This is a genomic window from Arthrobacter sp. ZBG10, from assembly GCF_001238605.1.
Taxonomy (GTDB): Bacteria; Actinomycetota; Actinomycetes; order Actinomycetales; family Micrococcaceae; genus Arthrobacter.
Window position 1 is genome coordinate 1 of the sequence record NZ_LFQH01000116.1, and the last position, 266, is coordinate 266.

At 75.6% G+C, this 266-nt stretch carries 1 pseudogene; it reads right to left on the reverse strand.

Features of this window, described 5'->3' with window-relative positions:
• A pseudogene (locus ACU18_RS20040) lies at window positions 1–266 on the reverse strand (aldehyde dehydrogenase (NADP(+))); the annotation flags it as partial.

A 266-nucleotide genomic window follows, 5' to 3' on the forward strand; every position in this document is an offset into this window, starting at 1 on the left:
GCGAGGGCGGAGGCGGTGTCGCCGCCTGCGGTGGAGAAAGCCAGGGGGAAGTTGCTGGCACCGAAGACGGCGACGGGGCCCAGCGGGATTTGGCGTTGGCGGATGTCGGCCCGGGGTGCGGGGGTGCGGTCCGGGAGGGCGGGGTCGATGCGGACGCCGCGGAAGTCGCCCTGCCGGACCACTGCGGCGAAGAGCCGGAGCTGGGCGGTGGTGCGGGCGCGTTCGCCGGTGAGCCGGGCGGTGGGCAGTCCGGTTTCCTGGGTGGC